21 protein-coding genes are annotated in these 25443 nt (G+C 59.3%); 3 read left to right on the top strand and 18 right to left on the bottom strand.

From position 1 onward, the window contains the following. Nucleotides 1–15 precede the first annotated feature (15 nt). Nucleotides 16–387, bottom strand: a complete 372-nt coding sequence (locus AC5YUO_RS01345; protein ID WP_003521498.1) for a response regulator — start codon at nt 385–387, stop codon at nt 16–18. A 131-nt stretch (nt 388–518) separates the two neighbouring features. On the opposite strand from AC5YUO_RS01345, the gene AC5YUO_RS01350 reads away from it, so the two are divergent. Next, nucleotides 519–827 (top strand): DUF3572 domain-containing protein, encoded by a 309-nt coding sequence (locus AC5YUO_RS01350; RefSeq protein WP_020012343.1) that lies wholly within the window; start codon nt 519–521, stop codon nt 825–827. 22 nt (nt 828–849) lie between these two features. Here AC5YUO_RS01350 and AC5YUO_RS01355 read toward each other — a convergent pair whose 3' ends face one another. Together AC5YUO_RS01355 and AC5YUO_RS01360 are read right to left on the bottom strand one after the other, a co-directional pair. Next, a complete protein-coding gene (locus tag AC5YUO_RS01355; protein WP_496153999.1) occupies nt 850–1110 on the bottom strand; it encodes a BrnA antitoxin family protein in 261 nt (86 codons plus the stop codon). After that, on the bottom strand, nt 1076–1405 hold the full coding sequence (locus tag AC5YUO_RS01360) for a BrnT family toxin (protein ID WP_496154000.1): 330 nt from the start codon (nt 1403–1405) through the stop codon (nt 1076–1078). The genes AC5YUO_RS01355 and AC5YUO_RS01360 overlap by 35 nt, the downstream gene beginning before the upstream one ends. Before the next feature lie 136 nt (nt 1406–1541). On the opposite strand from AC5YUO_RS01360, the gene AC5YUO_RS01365 reads away from it, so the two are divergent. Together AC5YUO_RS01365 and AC5YUO_RS01370 are read left to right on the top strand one after the other, a co-directional pair. Next, nucleotides 1542–2825 (top strand): DNA polymerase IV, encoded by a 1284-nt coding sequence (locus AC5YUO_RS01365; RefSeq protein WP_496154001.1) that lies wholly within the window; start codon nt 1542–1544, stop codon nt 2823–2825. A gap of 174 nt (nt 2826–2999) precedes the next feature. After that, a complete protein-coding gene (locus AC5YUO_RS01370; protein WP_496154002.1) occupies nt 3000–4238 on the top strand; it encodes a L,D-transpeptidase family protein in 1239 nt (412 codons plus the stop codon). A gap of 11 nt (nt 4239–4249) precedes the next feature. On the opposite strand, the gene dnaE is transcribed toward AC5YUO_RS01370, so the two are convergent. The 15 genes from dnaE to nuoG all read right to left on the bottom strand — a co-directional run bounded on the left by dnaE (nt 4250) and on the right by nuoG (nt 25375). Continuing rightward, the gene (gene dnaE / locus AC5YUO_RS01375) at nt 4250–7750 is read right to left on the bottom strand and encodes a DNA polymerase III subunit alpha (RefSeq protein ID WP_496154003.1); all 3501 of its coding nucleotides are present in this window, start codon (nt 7748–7750) and stop codon (nt 4250–4252) included. 536 nt (nt 7751–8286) lie between these two features. Beyond that, nucleotides 8287–8970: an ABC transporter ATP-binding protein gene (locus tag AC5YUO_RS01380; RefSeq protein WP_496154004.1), complete on the bottom strand. Its 684-nt coding sequence runs from the start codon at nt 8968–8970 to the stop codon at nt 8287–8289. 15 nt (nt 8971–8985) lie between these two features. Further along, nucleotides 8986–10293, bottom strand: a complete 1308-nt coding sequence (locus AC5YUO_RS01385) for a lipoprotein-releasing ABC transporter permease subunit (protein ID WP_400812215.1) — start codon at nt 10291–10293, stop codon at nt 8986–8988. Between the two features lie 118 nt (nt 10294–10411). Further along, on the bottom strand, nt 10412–11734 hold the full coding sequence (proS, locus tag AC5YUO_RS01390) for a proline--tRNA ligase (protein ID WP_496154005.1): 1323 nt from the start codon (nt 11732–11734) through the stop codon (nt 10412–10414). Nucleotides 11735–12402: 668 nt separating this feature from the next. Continuing rightward, nucleotides 12403–12672: a DUF1467 family protein gene (locus tag AC5YUO_RS01395; protein WP_400812213.1), complete on the bottom strand. Its 270-nt coding sequence runs from the start codon at nt 12670–12672 to the stop codon at nt 12403–12405. A gap of 329 nt (nt 12673–13001) precedes the next feature. Further along, the gene (locus AC5YUO_RS01400) at nt 13002–14669 is read right to left on the bottom strand and encodes a ribonuclease J (protein WP_496154006.1); all 1668 of its coding nucleotides are present in this window, start codon (nt 14667–14669) and stop codon (nt 13002–13004) included. Between the two features lie 203 nt (nt 14670–14872). After that, entirely contained in the window at nt 14873–15613 is a 741-nt protein-coding gene (locus AC5YUO_RS01405) for a biotin--[acetyl-CoA-carboxylase] ligase (protein WP_496154007.1), read from the bottom strand. 26 nt (nt 15614–15639) lie between these two features. Then, entirely contained in the window at nt 15640–17082 is a 1443-nt protein-coding gene (gene nuoN / locus AC5YUO_RS01410) for an NADH-quinone oxidoreductase subunit NuoN (protein ID WP_496154008.1), read from the bottom strand. Between the two features lie 18 nt (nt 17083–17100). Beyond that, on the bottom strand, nt 17101–18612 hold the full coding sequence (locus AC5YUO_RS01415; RefSeq protein WP_003502393.1) for an NADH-quinone oxidoreductase subunit M: 1512 nt from the start codon (nt 18610–18612) through the stop codon (nt 17101–17103). Further along, complete coding sequence (gene nuoL / locus AC5YUO_RS01420) at nt 18612–20609, bottom strand: NADH-quinone oxidoreductase subunit L (RefSeq protein WP_496154009.1); 1998 nt, start codon at nt 20607–20609, stop codon at nt 18612–18614. The genes AC5YUO_RS01415 and nuoL overlap by 1 nt, the downstream gene beginning before the upstream one ends. Before the next feature lie 7 nt (nt 20610–20616). After that, entirely contained in the window at nt 20617–20925 is a 309-nt protein-coding gene (gene nuoK, locus AC5YUO_RS01425) for an NADH-quinone oxidoreductase subunit NuoK (protein ID WP_003502389.1), read from the bottom strand. Between the two features lie 29 nt (nt 20926–20954). Next, the gene (locus tag AC5YUO_RS01430; RefSeq protein ID WP_400812208.1) at nt 20955–21569 is read right to left on the bottom strand and encodes an NADH-quinone oxidoreductase subunit J; all 615 of its coding nucleotides are present in this window, start codon (nt 21567–21569) and stop codon (nt 20955–20957) included. Nucleotides 21570–21705: 136 nt separating this feature from the next. Further along, a complete protein-coding gene (nuoI, locus tag AC5YUO_RS01435) occupies nt 21706–22197 on the bottom strand; it encodes an NADH-quinone oxidoreductase subunit NuoI (protein WP_004441327.1) in 492 nt (163 codons plus the stop codon). Nucleotides 22198–22233: 36 nt separating this feature from the next. Then, nucleotides 22234–23280 (bottom strand): NADH-quinone oxidoreductase subunit NuoH, encoded by a 1047-nt coding sequence (gene nuoH, locus AC5YUO_RS01440; protein WP_003496451.1) that lies wholly within the window; start codon nt 23278–23280, stop codon nt 22234–22236. Between the two features lie 13 nt (nt 23281–23293). Next, nucleotides 23294–25375, bottom strand: coding sequence for an NADH-quinone oxidoreductase subunit NuoG (nuoG, locus tag AC5YUO_RS01445; protein WP_496154010.1), 2082 nt, complete (start codon nt 25373–25375; stop codon nt 23294–23296). Nucleotides 25376–25443: the final 68 nt, after the last annotated feature.

Below are 25443 nucleotides of genomic sequence, written 5' to 3' on the forward strand. Positions count from 1 at the left end.
CGTTCCCCAGTCGCCTTACGCATCGCCCAGATAAGTCTTGATGACTTCAATGAATTTCGGGACGGAAATCGGCTTTGAGACATAGGCCTCGCAACCACCCTGGCGAATGCGCTCCTCGTCACCCTTCATGGCGAATGCCGTAACCGCGATGACCGGAATGACATGCAGTTCGTCATCCTCCTTCAGCCATTTCGTCACCTCCAGCCCCGAAACCTCAGGCAGCTGAATATCCATGAGGATGAGATCCGGGCGGTGCTTGCGGGCGAGATCGAGCGCTTCCATGCCGTTGCGCGTCTGAATAGTCGTATAACCAGACGCCTCGATCAGGTCGCGAAAGAGCTTCATGTTCAGCTCGTTGTCTTCGACTATCATGACCTGCTTGGGCATGGTGGGCAGTCCCCGTTTCGCTTTGAAACCTTCATCCAGACATATAAGTTGCCAGAGAACCGATTCCATCGTCCATTCGTTGCGCAAGGCTAGAGGGATTTGGTTTCAAAATAGGTAACTTCGGGGAAGAAATGCTGCGCGATACAAAAAACAAAGGCAATGCAGGCCAGGATCCGCAAGAAACGGCGGCCGCCATACTTGGCTGGCTGGCAAACGAACCGGACATGCTGGCGCGTTTTCTGGCCCTGAGCGGGTTACAGGCCAACATGCTGCGTCAGGCCGTCAACGATCCCGGCTTTCTGGCGGGGCTGACGGATTTTCTGATGAGCCACGAGCCGGACCTGATGGCGTTCTGTGCCGCCACCGATACATCCCCCGAAACGGTGGCCGCCGCATGGCACCATTTTTCCGGGCCGGGGCTGGATTCAGGTGTGTATTGACGGGACGGGCAGGCAGCGAGAGTCAACGTTTTCGCAATGTGCGGGCGTAGGATTCCAGAACGGCGTTCATGCGGGTCTGGTATCCCTTGCCCGTGGATTTATAGGCCTCGATCACGGATTTCTTGACCCTCAGCGTGATCTGCTGCGTTCCTTCCGGCTCCACGAGCCTCGCATTCGCCCAGAAGGTCTCATCCAGTTCCGGAATATCGCTGTAGTCTATCTTCTCGTCCGGCAAAGCCGCAAGCTCTTCAAGGCTCAGCTCTTTTTCGTATTTCTTCGTCATAACGTTTCCTTTCGCGGCGGTTCGCCGGCCGGGCGGAGATGATGCGGATTTTGCCGGCGCGATCGGTATGGATGACCGCCAGAAATACAACTCCTTCAATCTGCCCTATGGTGTGATGACGCATCTCTCCATAGGCTGCGCGCTCATCGACCCACGACAGGACCGCGTTTTCGAAGATTCGAATCGCGGTCTGAAATCCGACGCCGTGTTTTCGGATATTGGATCGGTTTTTGTCTTCATCCCATTCAAACATGCGTAAAAAATCATCTACAATTGTAACTACAATGCGGATCAAGATCAAATATTTCTACGCGAGATGCAAGTTTTTCCCGCACGCCGGGGCCTCCATATCTCGGCTTTACCCCGAACGCCCTTGAGCCATCGCCACGGCCGGAGTATGGTCGGCTACGTTCTGGTTTTGTTTTCGGCCCATGTCCACGTCGCAACCCTATGATCCCGGTTTTTGCCGCGACTGTCTGGCTGGCCAGCCAGAAGGGTTGAGGCGTTGCCGCGCCTGTGGCAGCCCGCGTCTTCTCTACCATTCCGAACTCTACGATCTGAGCATCGCCCATATCGATTGCGACGCCTTTTATGCCTCCGTCGAAAAGCGCGACAATCCGGAACTGGCAGACAAGCCTGTCATCGTTGGCGGCGGCAAGCGCGGGGTTGTCTCCACCGCCTGTTATATCGCCCGCATCCACGGCGTGCGCTCCGCCATGCCCATGTTCAAGGCGCTGGAAGCCTGCCCCGACGCGGTGGTGATCAAGCCCGATATGGAAAAATACAGCCGTGTCGGCCGTGAAATCCGCACCATGATGCAGGAATTGACGCCACTGGTGCAGCCGCTTTCCATCGACGAGGCGTTTCTCGATCTTTCCGGCACCGAGAAGCTGCATCACGATCCGCCGGCGCGGGTGCTGGCGAAATTCGCCCGGCGCGTGGAAAAAGAGGTTGGGGTGAGTGTTTCTGCGGGGCTTTCCTATTGCAAGTTTCTCGCCAAGGTCGCCTCGGACCTGCAAAAGCCGCGCGGCTTTTCGGTTGTCGGTGAAGCGGAGGCGCTGTCCTTTCTGGCAGCGCGGCCGGTCACGACCATATGGGGCGTGGGAAAGGCCTTCGCAGCGACGCTGGAGGCGGATGGCATCCGCATGATCGCGCAATTGCAGGAGATGGAAGAGAGCGAGTTGATGCGCCGTTACGGCGTGATGGGGCAGCGGCTGTTCCGGCTCTCGCGCGGCATTGACGAACGGCATGTGCACAATAACGATCCGGTCAAAAGCGTCTCGTCCGAAACCACCTTCTTCAACGATATTTCCTGCCATGAGGATCTCGTTCCCATCCTGCGGTCGCTTTCCGAAAAAGTGGCCTGGCGTCTGAAGAAGAACGGCATTTCCGGCCAGACGGTGGTGCTGAAGATGAAAACGGCCGACTTCAAGACCCGCACCCGCAACCGCAGGCTGGACGACCCCACCCAGCTTGCCGACCGCATATTCCGCACCGGCCTTGCGCTGCTGGAAAAAGAAACCGACGGCACGAAATTCCGCCTCATCGGCATCGGCGTCAGCGATCTGCGCGATGCCGGTCTTGCCGATCCTCCCGATCTCGTCGACAAACAGGCAGGGCGCCGAGCCGCCGCGGAAGCGGCGATGGACAAGCTGCGCGACAAATTCGGCAAGGGCAGCGTCGAGACCGGCTACACCTTCGGCACCCGCAAATAGGGACCTGACGACGGCCATGCGCAAAACCTGTCCACCCGCGCCCACCATCACCTCGTGCCGGAAGTATTTTAGATTTTACACAAATTAGTGATGTTGCGGCCGCGGCTTCCTTAAACTTCATTAAACTTAGCATGGTTGAGTGAGGGAAGTTTTGTGCATGTGGTGTATTGCGTCATGTCCCTTCGCCTCCGTCTTCTTACCGGCATGCTGTCGGCCAGCATTCTTGCCTTTCCGGCACTTGCCGCCGACAGCCGGTCGCTGCAGATCCTGGTGTCCAAAAGCGACCAGTCGCTCTCGCTTTATGAGAATGGCGAGATCATCGCCACCTCGAAAGTCTCCACCGGCAAGGCCGGGCACGAGACGCCGAGCGGCATCTTTTCCATTCTGGAAAAACGGAAATACCACGAGTCTAATATCTATTCGGCCGCACCGATGCCCTTCATGCAACGGCTGACATGGTCCGGCATCGCGCTGCACGAGGGCAAGGTGCCGAATTATCCGGCCTCGCATGGCTGCGTGCGCCTGCCCTCCAAGTTCGCCAAGTCACTCTTTGGTGATACGCGGACCGGGGTCCATGTCATCATCACCGATCGCCCGGTCTCGTTGCGCTTCGTGCAGCACCCGACGCTGTTTGTGCCACGCGACGATGCCGATGACGGCAAGCTGCTTCTGTCGGATGTGGAGCTGCGCCCGGCAACCTACGATGCCTCATTGGGCACGGTCGAGGTCGCCGTCAATGAAAAGACGCAGGCCCTCAAGCCGGTGACAAAGACCAGAGAGCCCTCGCCGCTGCGCATTCTCATCACGCGCCGCGGCGAGCGGGAAAAGGTGATGGATATCCAGGCCGTGCTGACCCGCCTCGGTTTCGACGCCGGTTCCGCCGATGGTTATGCCGGCGAGATGACGGTGAGCGCCATCAACGGGTTCAAGCGCTGGAAAGGGCTGAAAACCACCGGACCGCTTCTGACCGACGCCTTTGTGACGGCGCTTTACGCGTCTGCCGGTGAGGATCATCCGCCGAATGGCCAGATCATGGTACGGCAGGACTTCAAGCCACTGTTCGAAGCAGCCATCGACATCAAGGATCCGGAAGTGGCGCTCGGAACCCATTTCCTCGAGGCCGTTTCCGTAGACCGCGCTGCCGGAACCGCCGAATGGAACGGCGTGACGCTCGAAAATCATCTGCCGGCCGCTGCCCGCAAACGGCTTGGCATTACCGTTACCGAAGCGCCCGGCGGTTTCGACCAGCTGAGCGCCGTGCTCAGCCGCCTCGAAATTCCCGCTAAGATACGCAACCGGATCGAGCAGGAGCTTTCAAGCGGAAGCTCGATCACCGTTTCCGATCTCAGCCACCAGATGGAGACAGGAACCGGGACCGACTTCATCACCGTCACGAAAGAGGGGCCAGTGTGAGGGATTTCGGCTTACACCAGTTCCACATCAACGACCCCGGGAGCGGACCGCAACGCGGCGGCGATTTCAGGTGAAATGCGATATTTCTCCGTCAGCTCCACCTCGATCTCGCGGCTGCCCTCATCCTTGATGACGATGAAATAGACCGATCCGTCACCCTTGGTGTTGAGATGGCGGGCGACGGTTTTCAAAGGACCGGAATCGCGCACATAAACACGAAGCGCCTTCTGCATCTGCACGGATTTTTCTTCCAGCGACTGCGCGGTCTGGATACGCAGACCTATGCCTTCCGGCCGCTCTTCCGCCTGTACGGTGATGACAAGCGATTTGCCGACTTCCAGCAGATCGCGGAACTGGCCGAGCCCTTCGGAAAACAGCACGGCCTCATATTGCCCTGATGCATCCGAGAAGGTGACAATGCCCATCTTGTTGCCGGTGCGGGTCTTGCGCTCCTGCTTGCCCGTCACTGTGCCGGCCAGACGGCCGGCGGTCGCACCCTGTTTCACCGCAGCGGAAAAATCAGCGAAATTCTGCACCCGCAACTTTTCCAATATGGGGCGATAGGTATCGAGCGGATGGGCGGTGAGGTAAAAGCCGAGCACCTGATATTCGCGCAGCAGTTTTTCCGAGGCGAGCCAAGGCTGGAAGGCAGGCAGGACCAGCTTTTCCGGGCCATTGCCGCCGCCGGAGCCGAACATGTCCGACTGGCCGATCGTGCGGTTGTTCTGCGCCATCTGGGCATAACCGATGATGCGGTCCAGCCCGCCGATCAACTCGGCGCGGTCGCGGCCGAAGCAGTCGAATGCACCGGCATTGATGAGGCTTTCCAGCACACGCCGGTTGATCTGCTTGGGATCGATGCGCAGGCAGAAATCCTCAAGGCTCGTGAACGGCTTGCCATCACGCACTTGGACGATATGTTCCACCGCCCCCTCGCCTACGCCCTTGATGGCGGCCAGCGAATAATAGATGCGGTTTTCACCCGTCTCGAACTGACGGAAGGAGGTCTGTACCGAGGGTGCGACCACCTCGATGCCGAGACGGCCGGCATCCTGACGGAAGTCGTTGAGCTTTTCCGTGTTGGCCATATCGAGCGTCATGGAGGCCGCAAGGAACTCCACCGGATAATGCGCCTTCATATAGGCGGTCTGGTAGGACACGATGGCGTAAGCGGCGGCATGGCTCTTGTTGAAGCCGTAATTGGCGAATTTCGCCAGGAGATCGAAGATGGTGTCGGCCTGCGGTTTCGAGACACCGTTCTTGATGGCGCCATCGACGAACCGCTCGCGCTGCTTGTCCATCTCCTCCTTGATCTTCTTGCCCATGGCGCGGCGCAGAAGATCGGCTTCGCCGAGCGAATATCCTGACAGGACCTGGGCGATCTGCATCACCTGTTCCTGATAGACGATAACGCCCTGCGTTTCCTTGAGCAGATGGTCGATGGTCGGATGGATCGATTCCAGCTCCTCCTCGCCATGTTTGCGGGCATTATAGACCGGAATGTTCTCCATCGGGCCGGGACGATAAAGCGCCACCAGCGCGATGATGTCCTCGATGCAGTCCGGACGCATGCCGATCAGCGCCTTGCGCATGCCCGCACTTTCCACCTGGAACACGCCGATGGTTTCGCCGCGCGACAGCATCTCGTAGGTCTTGGCGTCCTCGAGCGGAATGGCGGCGAGATCGACCTTGATGCCGCGTTTGGCAACAAAATCGACGGCCACTTTCAGCACCGTCAGCGTCTTCAGGCCGAGAAAGTCGAATTTGACGAGGCCGGCGCTTTCCACCCATTTCATGTTGAACTGGGTGACCGGCATATCGGATCGCGGATCGCGATACATCGGCACCAGCTTGGAGAGCGGGCGGTCGCCGATGACGATACCGGCGGCGTGGGTGGAGGCGTGGCGGTAAAGCCCCTCGATCTTCTGGGCGATATCCAGGAGGCGGGCGACGACCGGCTCCTTGTCCGCCTCCTCCTGCAGGCGCGGCTCTTCCTCGATCGCCTTGGAGAGCGGTGTCGGGTTGGCCGGGTTGTTGGGCACCAGCTTGCAGATCTTGTCGACCTGGCCATAGGGCATTTCCAGCACACGGCCGACGTCGCGCAGGGCCGCGCGCGCCTGCAGCGAACCGAAGGTGATGATCTGCGCCACCTGCTCGCGGCCATATTTGGCCTGCACGTAACGGATCACCTCTTCGCGGCGATCCTGGCAGAAGTCGATATCGAAGTCGGGCATCGAAACGCGTTCGGGATTGAGGAAGCGTTCGAACAGCAGCGAGAAGCGCAGCGGATCGACATCGGTAATGGTCAGCGCATAAGCCACGAGCGAGCCCGCACCCGAACCACGACCCGGGCCAACCGGAATATCGTGCTGCTTGGCCCATTTGATGAAGTCGGCAACGATCAGGAAGTAACCGGGAAACTTCATGCGCGAGATAACGCCGAGCTCGAAATCCAGCCTTTCGCGATAATCCTGTTCCGTATAACCAGGCGCCATGCCGAGCGCGGCAAGCCGCTGATCCAGTCCCTCCACCGCCTGCCGGCGCAATTCCTCGGTTTCGGCGCGTTCGGCCGCTTCCGGATCGTCGCTGGCACCGGTGAATCGCGGCAGGATCGGCCCGCGTTTCTTCAGCACATAGGAGCATCTGAGTGCAATCTCGACGGTATTCTCCAGCGCCTCTGGAATATCCGCAAACAGCGCCGTCATCTCCGCGCGGCTCTTGAGGTAATGATCGGGTGTCAGGCGGAACCGGCTGTCATCGGACACGATGGCGTTATGCGCCACCGCCATCAGCGCATCATGTGCCTCGTAATCGGCCTTGGACGGGAAAAACGCCTCGTTGGTGGCAACGAGGGGGATGTCGTGTTCATAAGCAAGACCAATCAGGCGCCGCTCATGGGAACGGTCGTAACCGGCCTGACGCTGCAATTCGATATAGAGCCTGTCACCAAAGAGTGACTTCAGCGTCAGCAGCCGCTCCTTCGCCTGCGCGGCGTGGCCTTCCTTCAGCGCCATATCGACGGGACCGCCGGAAGCGCCGGTCAGCGCAATGAGGCCCGCATTGGAGGCTTCTTCCAGCCATGCGCGGGTAATGTGTACGGAATGGCTGCTGCCCTCACCTTCCAGATAGGCGCGGCTGACGAGATCCACCAGCCGCTCATAGCCTTCCGCATTGGCGGCAAGGAGAACGATGGCGGGGAGTTTCTGGAGGTGGCTATTGTGGTTGCGGCGATCCTCCGCCGCATCCTGCATGTCGATGGACAGCTGGCAGCCAATGATCGGCTGCAGACCTTCGTCCCGCGCCTTTTCGGAAAATTCCAGCGCGACGAAAAGATTGTTGGTATCGGTAATGGCAATGGCTGGCTGGCCGTCGCCAACGGCCTTGGACATGATCTTCTTGAGGGGCAACGCCCCCTCAAGCAGGGAGTATGCGGAATGAACCCGAAGATGGACGAAACCGGGGGTCTTCAGCGTTTCGCCAGAGGTCTCTCCACGCACAACCGTATCGCCCATATCGTCTTCCTGTCATTCTGAATCGAGGGGGCGATTTTCCGATTTCCGGCGCTCAATGTCCACCGTTTTGCGGCGTCCATACAGGCTTCTGCGCCGGTGTCTTCTTCACAGGGCGGTGAGGATCACCGAAAAGCTGGCCACAAAGACAGCGATGGAGGCGAAAGCGGCAACGTCACGGATGAAATCAGTCATTGGTCTCTCCTTACTCGTTATGTTCCAACTTTGTTCTCATTTTGTTCGATTGTCAACAGGGTTTTGCTGATATTCCCCTTGCTAATGCGACAGAATCGCCTTCGGTTCCCGGATAGAGAACAGCAAGCCGCTGACTCCAAAGCGAAAAAACCCGGAGGGCAGAACACCTCCGGGTCCGGAAAAAATTCAAATCTGGAGAACAGGCGTCCCTTGGAGAAGGCTGACCGGACCGACTCGCTGCATTGGCGCAACCCGTTCCGGAACCATCACCTCCATCGCGGAGGTGACCATCTCAAGCGCTGCGGAAGCAAACGATGCACGGAATCGGCCTCGTGCAATCGATCTTAAAAATCGACGATCTTGCCGTCGGAGAGCGTCACGCGTCGGTCCATACGGGCGGCGAGTTCATGATTATGGGTGGCGATCAGCGCCGCGAGGCCGGATTGGCGCACCAGTGCCTCCAGCGCATCGAAAACATAATGCGCGGTTTCCGGATCAAGATTGCCGGTCGGCTCGTCGGCCAGCAGCAGGAGCGGCGCATTGGCGACGGCGCGGGCAATGGCGACACGCTGCTGTTCGCCGCCGGAGAGTTCGGCCGGGCGATGCTCGCCGCGATGGCCTACCCGCATATAGTCGAGCAGCGCGCTGGCACGCTTGCGGGCCTCCGCCTGCGTGAGACCGGCGATGAGCTGCGGCATCATCACATTTTCCACCGCGGAGAATTCCGGCAGGAGGTGATGGAACTGATAAACGAAACCGATATCGCTGCGGCGGATCGCGGTGCGCGCTTCATCCGGCAGGCCGTTGCAGGGCGCGCCGTTGATATAGACCTCGCCGGCATCGGGATGTTCGAGAAGCCCTGCCAGATGCAGCAGAGTGGACTTGCCGGTGCCCGAAGGGGCGACCAGCGCCACCATCTCACCGCTCTTCAATTCAAAATCGGCCTTGCGCAGAATGGAAAGCGATGTCTCGCCCTGACCATAGGTTCTCTCGACACCGGTAAGCCGCAGCACTGTTTTTTTTGCCATATTGCGAAGCGGTCCTTATTCGTAACGCAGGGCCTGCACCGGATCGAGCTTGGAAGCCCGCCAGGCCGGGAAGATCGTTGCCAGGAAAGAAAGCGTGAGCGCCATGATGACAACGGAAATGGTCTCGCTGATATCCATTTCGGCCGGAAGCTGGCTGAGGAAATAAAGCTGCGGATCAAACAGAACGGTGCCTGATATCCACGAGAAGAACTGGCGGATCGATTCCACGTTGAGGCAGACGATGACGCCAAGCGCCACGCCGGCAAAGGTGCCGACCATGCCGATGGCCGCACCGGTCATGAAGAAGATGCGCATCACGGAGCCAGAGCTTGCACCCATGGTGCGCAGAATGGCGATATCGCTGCCCTTGTCCTTCACCAGCATGATGAGACCGGAGATGATGTTCAACGCCGCCACCAGCACGATGAGCGTCAGGATCATGAACATCACGTTTCTTTCCACCTGCAGGGCGGAGAAGAAAGTCTGGTTCCGCTGTCTCCAGTCGGTGATATAGACCTGTCGTTCGGCGGCCTGCTCCACCAGCGGCCGGATGCCGTCGACATCATCAGGACGACTGACATAAAGCTCGATGGACTGCACGATGCCATCGGCATTAAAATAGAGCTGGGCTTCGGACAGCGGCATGTAAATCATGGACGCGTCATATTCCGACATGCCGATCTCGAAGACGCCCGAAATCTTGTAGGATTTGACACGCGGATTGACGCCCATTGGCGTCACGTCGCCTTCCGGGGAAATCAGCGTGATATCGTCGCCGGCCGTCACGCCCAGCTGGGCGGCAAGCCGTGAACCGACGAGAACGCCATCACCCGCCATGAAGCCGACGAGATCGCCGGTCTTGATGTTGGTCGCGACTTCCTTGACCTTGTCGATATCTTCCTGGCGCACACCGCGCACCAGCGCGCCGGAGCCTGCGCCGCCGCGGCCGGAGGCGAGCGTCTGGCCCTCCACCAGCGGCAACGCCATGGTGACGCCGGGAACGGCGGCGAATTTCTTCGCCAGCTCATCGTAATTGTTGAAGGGCTGGTCGATCGGCTGCACGATCATATGCCCGTTAATGCCGAGAATGCGGGAAATCAGTTCGGTGCGGAAACCGTTCATGACGGCCATGACGATGATCAGCGTCGCCACGCCCAGCATGATGCCGACAAAAGAAAAACCGGCGATGACGGAGATGAAGGCTTCCTTGCGCCGAGAGCGCAGATAACGCCAGGCCACCATACGTTCAAAAGCGGAAAACGGCCGAGCGGTCTTTGCCCCGGCGGAAACAGCCGCACCCTTTTCAGCCTCGGCTTGTGCCATGTCGTCTCCCTGATCTCAAACTGCAAGGCCGGTCTTTCCTAAAACCGGCCTTTCTTTCTGCGGCTGCGCTACGAAACCGGAGCGGACTTCGGGTGAAGCCGCTCCGCTTTTCGCTCGCTTAGCCGAGCACCTTGTTCATTGCCGCCTCGATTGTGACGGTTTCACGTTCGCCGGACTTGCGATCCTTCACTTCGACTTCGCCGTTCGCGACAGAACGCGGGCCGACGATGATCTGCAGCGGCACGCCAATCAGATCGGCGGTGGCGAATTTCTGGCCTGCACGGTCGTCCGTATCGTCGTAGAGAACATCCTTGCCGGCGTTGGAGAGCGAATAATACAGCTTTTCACAAGCCGCATCGCAGGCCGCATCGCCAGCCTTCATGTTGATGATCACGACATCGAACGGAGCGACCGAGGCCGGCCAGATGATTCCATTCTCGTCATGCGATGCTTCAATGATGGCGGGAACAAGGCGCGTCGGGCCGATGCCATAGGAACCCATGTGGACAGGGTGCTCCTTGCCATCCTTGCCCTGCACTTTCGCGCCCATCGGCTCGGAATATTTGGTGCCGAAATAGAAGATATGGCCAACCTCGATGCCGCGCGCGGAAAGACGCTCGCCATCGGGAATGGCGTCGTAGGCGGCTTCGTCATGCATTTCGGACGTGGCGGCATAGTCCGCCGTCCATTCATCGAATACGCCCTGCAGAGCCGCGACATCGTCGAAATCGGTGCTTTCGGCGGGAATTGCGCGATCCAGGAAGCTCTTGTGGCAGAAGACTTCGGATTCGCCGGTATCGGCCAGAATGATGAATTCATGGCTGTGATTGCCGCCGATCGGGCCGGTATCGGCGCGCATCGGAATGGCGCGCAGGCCAAGGCGCTCGAAGGTGCGCAGATACGCCACGAACATCTTGTTATAGGAATGGATCGCATCTTCCTTGGTGAGGTCGAAGGAATAGGCGTCCTTCATCAGGAACTCGCGCGAGCGCATGGTGCCGAAACGCGGACGCACCTCGTCGCGGAACTTCAGCTGGATATGATAGAGGTTCAGCGGCAGGTTCTTGTAGGACTTCACATAGGAACGGAAGATGTCGGTGATCATCTCCTCATTGGTGGGGCCGTACAGCATCTGGCGGTCCTGGCGGTCCTTGATGCGCAGCATCTCCTTGCCGTAGTCATCGTAACGACCGCTTTCCTGCCAGAGTTCGGCCGTCTGCAGCGTCGGCATCAGAAGCTCGATGGCGCCGGCACGGTTCTGCTCCTCGCGGATGATCTTGTTGACCTTGTCCAGCACGCGCTTGCCGAGCGGCAGCCAGGAATAGATGCCAGCCGATTGCTGCCGGATCATGCCGGCGCGCAGCATGAGGCGGTGAGAGACAATCTCGGCTTCCTTGGGGTTTTCCTTCAGGATGGGCAGGAAATAACGGCTAAGACGCATGACGGCTTCCATTGATGCGGACGACCGCGCCACAGGCGCGGGAATCGCCCCGAATAAAGGGATATTGGCGCCGGATATAGCCGTTTCCCGCCAAGAAGAAAACCCGCCATGAAAAGAGGGATAAAGGCCATTTCAAGGTATTTTCGCGATAGCTAATTCGCGTCAAAACGCTTTGGCCGGAATAATATTCTTGATCAGGTGCGACATAATGCACCACAGGGAATTTTTTGCCGACTGTAACAAATATGCAAAAAATGAGATGACAAGCATGGGGGTTTGGGCTAGCTTTAGCTTACAAAAGAGGCAGGAAGTTTAAATTCTTGTCATTTTCGCGGTCAGTCTTGGGAGGATCAGATCTTAGGCGCGCTCGTCGCTGCCCCGGCAACGGTTACAGATCACGCGAAACCTGGAAAACAAGGCTGAAAGGCCTTGTTTTTTTTTGCTTCTACACACAGTGCCCTGCTTCCGACCGTCATTCCAGTAGAATTGCGGCAGTGAATCACGCACGCGGACACACCCCCGCTGTGTGCACGATAGATATGACATCCATATGACACAGGGCTCAGCCAGTTTTGCCGGAAACTGCCGCTTGCATGGGCAGAGACTTCGGTCTTCCCGTCAGGCTTATTGCGCGGATACGGGCGGGGCCGAGATCATCAGCGCTTTTTTCAGTCGAAAACCGGAATAATTCTTGGCAAGTCATCAAGGCTGACACCGAACCACCAGGTTCCGCCATACCAGAGCCCACAGATCAGCGCCGAGATCAGGGTCGTCCACAGAACGATCCGCCCGCCCCTGAATCTGGATGGCGCACTGGCCACCGTGCCCAGCGCCACATCGCCATCCTCATCCTGGGTGCGCAGCCCAATCGGCAGTACGATGAAAAGCACCGTCCACCAGACGATGAAATAAACGGCGAAGGCCGAAAGAAGCGGCATGTGATCCTCCTGCACAATGCGCTCTTGTAACGCATTCATCGGCGAACCGGAATCAATTCTCGGCAAGACGCGCAAAAAGCCTTGGAAGGACAACCAGAACCGCGCTTTGAGCAGGTGCCGTGAGGTCGCTGACGAAGGCGGACGACCTCTCCTCCGTCATGCCGGTCCCCGGAACCAGCCCGAGGATGATCCGGCATCCAGCTACGGCGCGGCTGCGCCGTGAGATGAGTCTTTACGCGATCAAGGACTTGATCGCGCTCGACCCCGGATCTAGTTTTGGGTGACGGAGTGCGGATGATACTATCGCCCGAAAGCTCCTGCCTCCCGGATCAAACCTTCGTCACGAAAACCGTCACGATCGGCTTCTTGCCCCAGCTCTGGTTGGCAGCGGCGCGCACGGCGCGGCGCACCGCTTCGCGCAGCAGTTCCAGATCCTTGCGGCGGGCACGCGGGATGCTTTCGACGGCGCCGAGCACGGCGTCATAAAGCGTGTCCTCCATAGCCTCGTCCTCGTCATCGAACTCCGGCAGGCCGAAGGGCACGACATCGGGATCGCCGAGGAAATCGTAACGGCTGTCCAGCACGACGTTGACGGCGACATGGCCTGCGAAGGAGAGCTTGCGGCGATTGCTGATGCCCATCTCGTCCATATCGCCGACAAGATTACCGTCCTTGAAAACACGACCATGCGGTATGTCGTCGATAACCTCGGCCGGGCCGGGTGCCAGGCGCAGAACATTGCCGTTGCGCACCTTCGGCACCTGCGAGATGCCGGCCTGTTCGGCCAGTTCCTTCTGCGCCACCAGATGCGCCGCCTCGCCATGAACAGGCACGACGATCTGCGGCTTCGTCCACTCGTACATCCGCAGCAGTTCGTTGCGGCGCGGATGGCCGGAGACATGCACCAGCGCCTCATTATCGGTGACGATATGAACGCCCTGCTCGATCAGGCCGTTCTTGATCTCGATGATCGCCTTTTCGTTACCGGGAATGGCGCGTGAGGAAAATACGACCGTATCGCCGGAAGCCAGTGCCACATTGCGCATCTCATCACGCGAAAGCTTGGCGAGCGCTGCGCGCGGTTCGCCCTGCGAACCGGTCAGGATCAGCACCACACGGTCGCGCGGAATATAGCCATATTCGTCTTCGGCGAGGAACGGCTTGATGCCTTCCATGATGCCGAGATCCTGCGAGACATTCACGACGCGCTTCAGCGAGGAGCCGAGCAGCAAGACCTCGCGGCCGGCCGCTTCCGCCGCCTGCGCAATCGAACGGATGCGCCCGACATTGGAGGAGAAGGTGGTGACGGCCACGCGACCCTCGGCGCTTTCGATGATCTGACGCAGGCCTTCGGAAACCTCGTGTTCGGAGGGCGAAACACCGTCACGCACCGAATTGGTGCTGTCGCACATCAGCGCCAGCACGCCCTCTTCGCCGATGGCGCGGAAACGCGCCTCATCCGTCAACGGCCCCAGCGACGGGGCTTCATCGATCTTCCAGTCGCCGGTGTGGATGACATTGCCGAGCGGCGTGCGGATGACCAGCGACATCGGCTCCGGAATGGAGTGGTTGACGCCAACCGCTTCGATTTCGAACGGACCGACATTGATGCGGTCGCCGGCCTTGAAGATCGTCACCGGAATTTCGGCACGGGTGCCCTCATAGGCGCGCTTGGCTTCCAGCATGCCGGCGGTGAAAGGCGAGACATAGACCGGCACGTTGAGGCCGGGCCAGAGATCGTTCAGCGCACCATAATGGTCCTCATGGGCGTGGGTGATGATGATGCCCTTGAGGTTCTTTTTCTGCTCGGCGATGTAGGTGATGTCAGGCAGCACCAGATCGACACCCGGCAGGTCCGGGCCGGCGAAGGTCACGCCGCAATCCACCATGATCCATTGGCGCTTGCTTTCCGGCCCATAACCGTAAAGCGCCAGATTCATGCCGATTTCACCCACGCCGCCAAGCGGCACAAAGACCAGTTCGTCCTGTTTAGCCATTGTTTTTCTTATCCATTCACGAAAGCGCGCTGGCGACGGCCATTGGCCGCGCCCGCCGCTCTCTCAAGCATCGGACCTGTTGAACCATCTGATCGACCGGGCCGATGCGGAACCGGTTTGTCATCCTGCTTTTCATGAGCAGCAGGAAAGCTCCAACCCTTGGGATCCGGCTCGGCGCGGGTTGGTCGGCCGCACCGTTCACCTCATCCGAAAAACACGTCGCCGGCGGCGATGGAGCGCCTTGCGCCCTCGTCCTCGTCCAGCAGCAGATAACCATTATCATCAATTCCGACAAAACGCCCGCCGATCGAACGGTCCGGGAAATTGACGGTGATATGTTCGCCGATACCGCACGCCGCCGCCCGCCAGCCGGCCATGATGCCGGAAACGCCCCTGCCCTCATCCCAGTCCCGCAGCACCTCCGCAGTTTCGCGGAAGAGATGGGCGAAAAGTTCATCCGGCGAGCAGGACGCGCCATGTTCGGAGAGCATGGTGACGGGATAAAGCGGGTTCTCCGGCTTGTGGGCGATATTGATGCCGATGCCGATGACGATGGCGCGCCGTCCGTCGGGCAGAAGCTCCGCCTCCATCAGGATACCGCAGGTCTTGCGGCGGCCGATCAGCACGTCGTTCGGCCATTTGATCTCAAGCGCCTCACCGCCCGTCGGCAGCACCGCGCGAATGGCGCGATAGACCGCAAGCGCAAAGGCGAGCGGGAGGGAGCCGATACGCTCAACTGGCGCGGGATCAATGAGAAGAAGCGAGGCGTAGAGATTGCCGGGTTCGGAAACCCAGGGCCGACCGCGACGGCCACGGCCGCCGGTCTGGCGGATGGCGGTAACCCACAGATTGCCGCCATCACCCGCCCGCGCCCGGGCGAAACATTCCAGATTGGTCGATGGCGTTTCCGCCATCGCCTCGTGCCGGAAGTCATCGATGGACATCCGGCCCGTATGCCTGTGTGTGCTGCTCAAAAGAAGGTCTTTGCCGCAACTGTCACCGCGTTGCCGAGTGCACCACCGAAGACGATGAAGGCGACAACGAAGAGGCCGGAAAGCGCATAAACGACTTTGAGTTCGCCGGCGGGACGCTCGAATTTGTCCTTGGCTTCATCGAACCACATGACCTTGACGACGCGGATATAATAATAGGCGCCGACAACCGAACCGATGACACCGATGACGGCGAGCGGATAGAGCTTCGCCTCGATGGCGGCGAGGAAGACGTAATACTTGCCGAAGAAGCCGGCGAGCGGCGGAATGCCGGCAAGCGAGAACATCAGGATCGTCAGCACAACCGCCATGAAGGGGTTGGAGGACGAAAGGCCGGCCAGATCCTCGACAGTCTCGACATTGCCGATTTCCTTGCGGCGCATGGAGAGAATGCAGGCGAAGGTGCCGAGCGTCATGACCACATAAACGGTCATGTAGAGGATGACGCCGGCAACACCGGCTTCGGTGCCCGCAGCGAGACCGACCAGCGCGTAACCCATGTGACCGATGGAGGAATAGGCCATCAGGCGCTTGATGTTCTTCTGGCCGATGGCGGCGAAGGAACCGAGCAGCATGGACGCAATGGAAATGAAGACGACGATCTGCTGCCAGTCGGCAAAGACCGGCTGGAAAGCCTCGATGACGATACGAACGAGGATCGCCATGGCGCCGATCTTCGGTGCAGCCGACAGGAAGGCGGTGACCGGGGTCGGCGCACCTTCATAAACATCAGGCGTCCACATGTGGAACGGCACGGCCGAAATCTTGAATGCCAAGCCGGCGAGAACGAAGACCAGACCGAAAACGAGACCGAGCGAACGGGTTTCCGATGCCAGAACCTGAGCGATTTCGGTGAAGCCGGTATTGCCGGTGAAGCCGTAAACCAGTGACATGCCATAGAGCAGCATGCCGGAGGAGAGCGCGCCGAGAACGAAGTATTTCAGGCCCGCTTCCGTGGAGCGCAGGCTCTCACGGTTGATCGCGCAGACGACGTAGAGCGCCAGCGACTGCAGTTCCAGCGCCATATAGAGCGAGATCAGGTTGTTGGCCGAGATCATCAGCAGGATGCCGAGCGTCGCGAGAACCAGCAATACCGGATATTCGAAGCGACCGATCGGCTCGAAGCGGCCCTGACCGACGGCGAGGATCATGGCGGTGATGGAGCCGATCAGCGCCAGCACCTTCATGAAATTGCCGAAGGCATCGGCGATGTAGACACCGCCGAAGGCCACGCCCGATGCGGGGGCGAAAATGATCCAGAGACCGACGACGAGCAGGAGGGCAACGGCAAGGCCGGTGACCGTCGTTGTCGACTTGTCGCCCGAGAAGACGCCAATCATGAGCAGCGCCAGCGCGCCGACCGCAAGGATCAGCTCGGGCGTCGCGATGTGCAGACTGGCAAAAAGGATTTCAGCGGTCATGTCCAACGGGTCCTGTCGTCAATTCATAGTGAGCGCAACATTTTGCGCCGCCTGCAATGCAGCCGTATAGTTGTTTACCAGAAGATCGACCGATGCGGCGGTGGCATCGAAAACCGGAGCCGGATAGACGCCGAAGAAGATCGTCAGAGCAACCAGCGGATAAAGGATGACCTTTTCGCGGGTCGACAGATCGAGCATCGACTTCAGGCTTTCCTTCTCGAGCGCGCCGAAGATCACGCGGCGATAGAGCCAGAGCGCATAAGCGGCCGAGAGGATGACGCCGGTTGCCGCAAACAGCGCGACCAACGTGTTGGCGCGGAAGACGCCGATCAGCGTCAGGAATTCACCGACAAAGCCGGAGGTACCGGGCAGACCGACATTGGCCATGGTGAAGATCATGAAGGCGACGGCATATTTCGGCATGTTGTTGACGAGACCGCCATAGGCGGAAATCTCGCGGGTGTGCAGCCGGTCATAGACGACGCCGACGCAGAGGAAGAGCGCGCCCGACACGATACCGTGCGACAGCATCTGGAAGATCGCACCCTGAACGCCCTGCACATTGGCGGCGAAGATGCCCATGGTCACGTAACCCATGTGGGCGACGGAGGAATAGGCGATCAGCTTCTTGATGTCGTCCTGCATCATCGCCACCAGCGAGGTGTAGATGATTGCGAGTACCGACAGCGTGAAGACGAAGGGGGCGAAATAGTCAGACGCCAGCGGGAACATCGACAGCGAGAAGCGGATGAAACCGTAACCGCCGAGCTTCAGCATGACGCCGGCAAGAATGACGGAGCCTGCTGTCGGCGCCTGAACGTGGGCGTCGGGCAGCCAGGTATGCACCGGCCACATCGGCATCTTGACCGAGAAGGCGGCGAAACAGGCAAGCCAGAGCCAGGTCTGCATGCCGGCCGGGAAGCCGTATTTCAACAGTTCCGTCATGTCGGTCGTGCCGGCCTGCCAGTACATCGCCATGATGGCGAGCATGGTCAGAACCGAGCCGAGCAGCGTGTAGAGGAAGAACTTGTAGGATGCGTAGACGCGATCCTTGCCGCCCCAGACGCCGATGATGATGAACATCGGGATCAGCGTCGCTTCGAAGAAGACGTAGAAGAGAACGGTATCCAGCGCCACGAAAACGCCGATCATGACGACTTCCAGCAGCAGGAAGGCGATCATGTATTCCTTGATGCGCTTCTCGATCGAATCCCAGCTTGCCAGCACGCAGAAGGGCATGAGGAAGGTGGTGAGGATGACGAACAGCATGGAGATGCCGTCGACACCAAGATGATAGGCGGCGATATTGCCGAACCAGGCGTGTTTTTCGACCATCTGGAAACCGGGATTCGAATTGTCGAACCCGATCCAGATGAACAGCGACACGATGAAGGTGAAGACTGTTGTCAGCAGCGAGACGTTGAGAATGTTGCGGCGACCGTAGGGGCCGTTCTCATTCGTCAGAAGCAGGAGCACCACGCCGACGAGCGGCAGAAAGGTGACCGTTGAAAGAATAGGCCAATCGGTCATCAGAGGGCACTCCCGAGCATCATCCAGGTGACAAGCGCCGCGATGCCGATCAGCATCGCAAAGGCATAATGATAGAGGTAACCGGATTGCAGGCGGACCATGCGGTTGGTCACATCAACCACACGCGCTGCAATGCCGTTCGGTCCATAGTGGTCGATGACGGCGACGTCGCCCTTCTTCCACAGGAAGCGGCCAAGCGCCTTTGCGGAGCGTACGAAGAGGAAGTCATAGAGTTCGTCGAAATACCACTTGTTGAGAAGGAACTGGTAGAGGCCACGATGGGTCTCGGCCAGACGCTTCGGCGTCTCGGGCGACTTGATATACATGTACCATGCGGTCACGAAACCAAGCGCCATGGCGAAGAACGGGCTCCACTTGACCCACAGCGGAACGTGGTGGAACTCTTCGAGGATTTCATTTTCCGGAAGCGTAAAGAGAGCGCCCTTCCAGAACTCGGCATATTCATGACCGAAGAAATAACCTTCGAAGGCAACACCGGCAAAGATCGCGCCAACGGTGAGGATGAAGAGCGGGATCAGCATGACCATCGGCGATTCATGCACATGGTGCATGACGTCGGCGGAAGCGCGCGGCTTGCCGAAGAAGGTCATGAAAGCCAGACGCCAGGAATAGAAGCTGGTGAACAGCGCGGCGATGACCAGCAGCGTGAAGGCAAAACCGGACAGAACCGAATGGGACGCGTAAGCGGATTCGATGATGACGTCCTTCGAGAAGAAGCCGGCAAAACCGATCATCGTGCCCGGAATACCAACGCCGGTCAGCGCCAGCGTGCCAACGGTCATGGTCCAGAAGGTGATGGGGATATGCTTGCGCAGGCCGCCCATGTACCGCATGTCCTGCTCACCATCGACGGCATGGATGACCGAGCCGGCGCACAAGAACAGCAGGGCCTTGAAGAAGGCGTGCGTGAAGAGGTGGAACACGGCCGCGCCATAAGCGCCGACGCCGAGCGCCACGAACATGTAACCGAGCTGCGAGCAGGTCGAATAGGCGATGACGCGCTTGATGTCGTTCTGCACGAGGCCAACGGTCGCGGCAAAGAAGGCGGTGATCGCACCGATCAGCGTCACGACGGTCAAGGCATCATGCGACAGTTCGAACAGCGGCGACATGCGGGCTACGAGGAAGACGCCGGCGGTGACCATGGTTGCGGCGTGAATGAGGGCAGACACCGGGGTCGGGCCTTCCATCGCGTCCGGCAGCCAGGTGTGCAGCAGGAACTGCGCCGATTTACCCATGGCGCCCATGAAAAGCAGCAGGCAGACGCCCGTCATCGCATTGGCCTTGTCCAGCTGCATGCCGAACAGATTGATGACGGTTTCGGTCGATGCCGCACCTTCAGCCGGCAGATAGGTGCTGGCGGCCGCGAAGATGGTTTCGAAATTGATCGAGCCGAACAGCACGAAGACGCCGCCAATGCCGAGGATGAAGCCGAAGTCACCGACGCGGTTGACGATGAAGGCCTTCATGGCGGCTGCAGAGGCCGAAGGTTTCTTGAACCAGAAGCCGATCAGCAGATAGGACGCCAGACCCACGCCTTCCCAGCCGAAGAACATCTGCAGCAGGTTGTCGGAGGTCACCAGCATCAGCATGGCGAAGGTGAAGAGCGACAGATAGGCAAAGAAGCGCGGACGATGCGGATCGTGGTGCATGTATCCGATCGAATAGAGGTGCACGAGCGTCGAGACCGTGTTGACCACGACGAACATGACCGCCGTCAGCGTGTCGATGCGGAACGCCCATTCGACGTCGATGCCGCCGGACTGGATCCAGCGCAGAACAGTCACCTTGATCACCTCGCCAGGCTCGCCATGGGCAAGCGCGACGGTGAAGAAGACGATCCATGACAGGATGGCGACCACGATCATCAGACCGGTGGTGACATATTCCGAGGCCTTGGCGCCGATCGACCGGCCGAACAAGCCGGCGATCAGGAAGCCGATCAGGGGAAGAAAGACGATAGCCTTGTAGATCATAGCCTTATCAGCCCTTCATCATATTGACGTCTTCGACGGCGATCGATCCGCGGTTGCGGTAGAAGACAACGAGTATTGCAAGACCGATGGCCGCTTCGGCAGCTGCGACGGTCAGAATGAAAAGTGCGAATACCTGGCCGACGATGTCGTTCAGGAAGGCCGAGAACGCCACCATGTTGATGTTGACCGCCAAGAGGATGAGCTCGATCGACATCAGGATGACGATGACGTTCTTCCGGTTGAGGAAGATGCCGAACACGCCGATCGTGAAGAGGATGGCGCTGACCGTCAGGTAGTGGGAAAGACCGATTACCATATTGTGTTTCCTTGAATCCGTTCGCGCCTTCAGATGCCCTGACCCGGCTTGACCTTGACCGTGGTGACGGCGGTCTTCGGGTCACGGCCGACCTGCGTGGAAATATCCTGCCGCTTGATGTCGGTGCGGTGACGCAGCGTCAGCACGATCGCGCCGATCATGGCCACCAGCAGCACGAGACCGGCAAGCTGGAAGAAGTAGATGTAATTGGTATAGAGCACGTCACCGAGTGCGGCCGTATTGGTGCGTTCGGTCACCGGCGGGATCGGCATGGTGATGGACTTGGCCGCAATCGGGTTCAGCATGCTGCCGCCGACCACAACGATCAGCTCGGCCGCCAGGATGACACCGATCAGAGCGCCGACCGGGGCATATTGCAGCACGCCGGAGCGCAGTTCGGCAAAATCCACATCCAGCATCATGACGACGAAGAGGAAGAGCACCGCCACCGCGCCGACATAGACCACCAGCAGGATCATGCCGAGAAACTCGGCGCCCGTCAGCAGGAACAGCGCGGCTGCGTTGAAGAAGGTCAAGATCAGAAACAGCACCGAATGAACAGGGTTCTTCGATGCGATGACCATGAACGCAGACGCCACGGCGACGAAAGCGAATATATAAAAGAATACAGCGTGCAGACCCATCTTGGTGCCTTCTTGTCCTCATCGGGAGAAGATGGCTTCAAGCCCCCTCACCCGTTTCGTCCCCGCCGGCGAAAACCGCGCAGGCATTTTACTTTTCATCGCTTTCCGGGGTCTCCCCCGGAAAGACGGTTGCACCTTAACGGTAAGGTGCATCCAGTGCGAGGTTGCGCGCAATTTCACGCTCCCAGCGGTCGCCATTGTCGAGAAGCTTCTGCTTGTCGAAATAAAGCTCCTCGCGGGTTTCCGTCGCGAATTCGAAGTTCGGACCCTCGACGATGGCATCCACCGGGCAGGCTTCCTGGCAGAAGCCGCAATAGATGCATTTCACCATGTCGATATCGTAACGCACCGTGCGGCGGGTGCCGTCATTGCGGCGCGGGCCGGCTTCGATGGTGATCGCCTGAGCGGGACAGATCGCCTCACACAGCTTGCAGGCAATGCAGCGTTCTTCACCGTTCGGATAACGGCGCAGCGCATGTTCGCCACGGAAGCGCGGCGAGACCGGACCCTTTTCGAAAGGATAGTTGATCGTCGCCTTCTGCTTGAAGAAGTGGCGCATGGTCAGGAAGATCGCGCCTACGAATTCCTTCAGGAACAGCGAGTTGACGGCTTGGGAGAGGCTTGCCATCTCAGTCTCCAGATCTTTGAGCGAGGAGTTTGGACATCAACCGGCCCACCCCGTCAGCTTCAATACGAATGCAACAATAACGACCATGGCGAGCGACAGCGGCAGGAACACTTTCCAGCCAAGGCGCATGAGCTGGTCATAACGATAACGCGGAACGAAAGCCTTGGTGAGCGCGATCATGAAGAAGACCATGCAGCCCTTCAGCGCGAACCAGACAATGCCCGGCACCCAGTTCAGGAACCATACATCCACGATCGGCAGCCAGCCGCCCATGAACAGGATCGTTGTCAGGCAGCAGATCAAAACGATCGCAGCATATTCGCCGAGCATGAACATCATGTAAGGCGTGGAGCCATATTCGACCATGTGACCGGCGACCAGTTCCGATTCCGCTTCAGGAAGGTCGAAGGGCGGACGGTTGGTTTCGGCAAGGCCCGAAATGAAGAACACGATGAACATCGGGAACAGCGACAGCCAGTGCCAGTCGAGGAACGATGCCGGCAGGCCGAGCATGGTGCCGAGGCCGGTCTTCTGGGCCAGAACGATATCCGTCAGGTTCAGCGAACCGACGCAGAGAAGAACGGTGACGATGACGAGACCGATCGACACTTCATAGGACACCATCTGTGCCGCCGAACGCAGCGCGCCGAGGAACGGATACTTCGAGTTCGAAGCCCAGCCGCCCATGATGATTCCGTAGACTTCAAGCGAGGAAATCGCGAAGATATAGAGGATGCCGACATTGATATTGGCGACGACCCAGCCCTCATTGAAGGGAATGACCGCGTAAGTGGCAAGCGCCAGCGTCACGGCAACCAGCGGCGCCAGAAGGAAGACCGCCTTGTTGGCGCCGGCCGGAATGACCGGTTCCTTGAGGATGAACTTCAAAAGGTCGGCGAAGGACTGGAAGAGACCGAAGGGACCAACGACGTTCGGGCCACGGCGCAGCTGTACGGCTGCCCAGACCTTGCGGTCGGCAAGCAGAAGGAAGGCGATGGCCACCAGAAGGCAAACGAGAAGCAGCAGGGACTGGCCGACCATGATCAGCGCGGGCCAGACGTAGCTCCAGAAAAACTGTTCCATAAATCCCCTACCCTTACTCTGCCGCAGCCTGGAAATTGTTGCGGGCCAATGCGGAGCACTCGGCCATGACGGCGGATGCGCGCGCAATCGGGTTCGTCAAATAAAAGTCTTTTACCGGCGAGGCAAACGCCGACTTGGTGAGCGAGCCGGTCTTGCCGGCCAGCGCCTCGATATCCGTGGCCGTGCCGGCAACGATCTCGTCGGTTTCCGCCAGATGCGGATGCGCGACATAGAGCTGACCGCGCAAGGCAGACAGCGAATCGAAGGGCAGCTTCTTGCCGAGAACATCGGAAAGCGCACGCAGGATCGCCCAGTCTTCGCGGGCTTCGCCCGGTGCGAAACCGGCGCGGTTGCCCACCTGCACACGGCCTTCGGTGTTGACCCAGATACCGGATTTTTCGGTATAGGCCGCACCCGGAAGGATGACGTCGGCGTTCATCGCGCCCTGATCGCCATGGCTGCCGATATAAACGGCAAACTTGGCGCCCTTGTTTGACAGATCGAGTTCATCGGCGCCGAGCAGGAAGAGAACATCCATGGAGGCGACCATTTCAGCGGCGGCAACACCGCCCTCGCCCGGCACGAAGCCGATATCGAGACCGCCAACGCGGGCAGCTGCAGTGTGCAGAACGGAGAAACCGTTCCACTCTTCGCTGACAGCGCCAACCGAAACGGCAAGCTTTGCAGCAGCAGCGAGCACGGCGGCACCATCGGCGCGCGCCAGCGCACCCTGACCAATGATGATCAGCGGGTTCTTGGCGGACTTCAGCTTGTCAACGAAGCTGTGCGAACCATTGGCCAGATCGGAGAGCGTTTCAGCACCCGAGCCGAGATATTCATAATTGTAGCGCAGTTCACCAGCTTCGCCGATCACGCCGATCGGGAAACCGCCACGACGCCAGCGCTTGCGGATGCGGGCGTTGAGGACAGCCGCTTCGAAACGCGGGTTGGCGCCAACGATCAGCAGTGCGTCTGCCTGCTCGATGCCTTCGATGGTGGAATTGAAGATGTAGCTGGCGCGACCCAAAGACGGATCAAGCGCTGCGCCATCCTGACGGCAATCGACATTGGCCGAACCGAGCGAGGCGAGAAGCGACTTCAGCGCGAACATTTCTTCCACGGACGACAGATCGCCGGCGATCGCGCCGATCTTGTTGCCGGATGTTGCGGCAACAGCCTGCTTGATCGCACCGAAGGCCTCGCCCCAGGTGGCGGGCTGCAGACGGCCATCCTTGCGGACGTAAGGCCGGTCAAGGCGCTGCGTCTTCAGGCCGTCCCAGATGAAGCGGCTCTTGTCGGAAATCCACTCTTCGTTGATCGCCTCGTTGACGCGCGGCATGACGCGCATGACTTCGCGGCCACGGGTATCGACGCGGATGGCCGAACCGAGCGCGTCCATCACGTCGATGGTTTCGGTCTTGTTCAGTTCCCACGGACGGGCGGTGAAGGCGAAAGGCTTGGAGGTGAGCGCGCCGACCGGGCAAAGGTCAACAACGTTGCCCTGCAGCTCCGAGGTCATGGCCTGCTCGAGATAGGTGGTGATTTCGGCATCTTCGCCACGGCCGATAAGGCCAAGTTCGGCAATGCCGGCCACTTCCGTGGTGAAACGGACGCAGCGCGTGCAGTGGATGCAGCGGTTCATGACCGTCTTGACGAGCGGACCGATATATTTGTCTTCAACCGCGCGCTTGTTTTCCGCGTAACGCGAACCGGCGATACCGAAGGCCATGGCCTGGTCCTGCAGGTCGCATTCGCCGCCCTGGTCGCAGATCGGGCAATCCAGCGGATGGTTGATAAGCAGGAATTCCATCACGCCTTCGCGGGCCTTCTTGACCATCGGCGTATTGGTGAAAACCTCAGGCAATTCGCCGTTCGGGCCGCCGCGAACATCGCGCACGCCCATGGCACAGGAGGCGGCGGGCTTGGGCGGTCCGCCCTTCACCTCGATGAGACACATGCGGCAGTTACCCGCGACCGACAAGCGCTCATGAAAACAAAAGCGCGGAACTTCGGCACCAGCCTCCTCGCACGCCTGCAACAGCGTGAAATGATCCGGAACCTCGATCTCTTTACCGTCAACCTTGAGCTTTGCCATGGTTCTACTTACGTCCTGTTGCCTGTTCGTCCCATGTCTCACACGGTCCGCAACAAATCCTTAATCGC

This window comes from Agrobacterium sp. LEGMi-208b, from assembly GCF_059511785.1.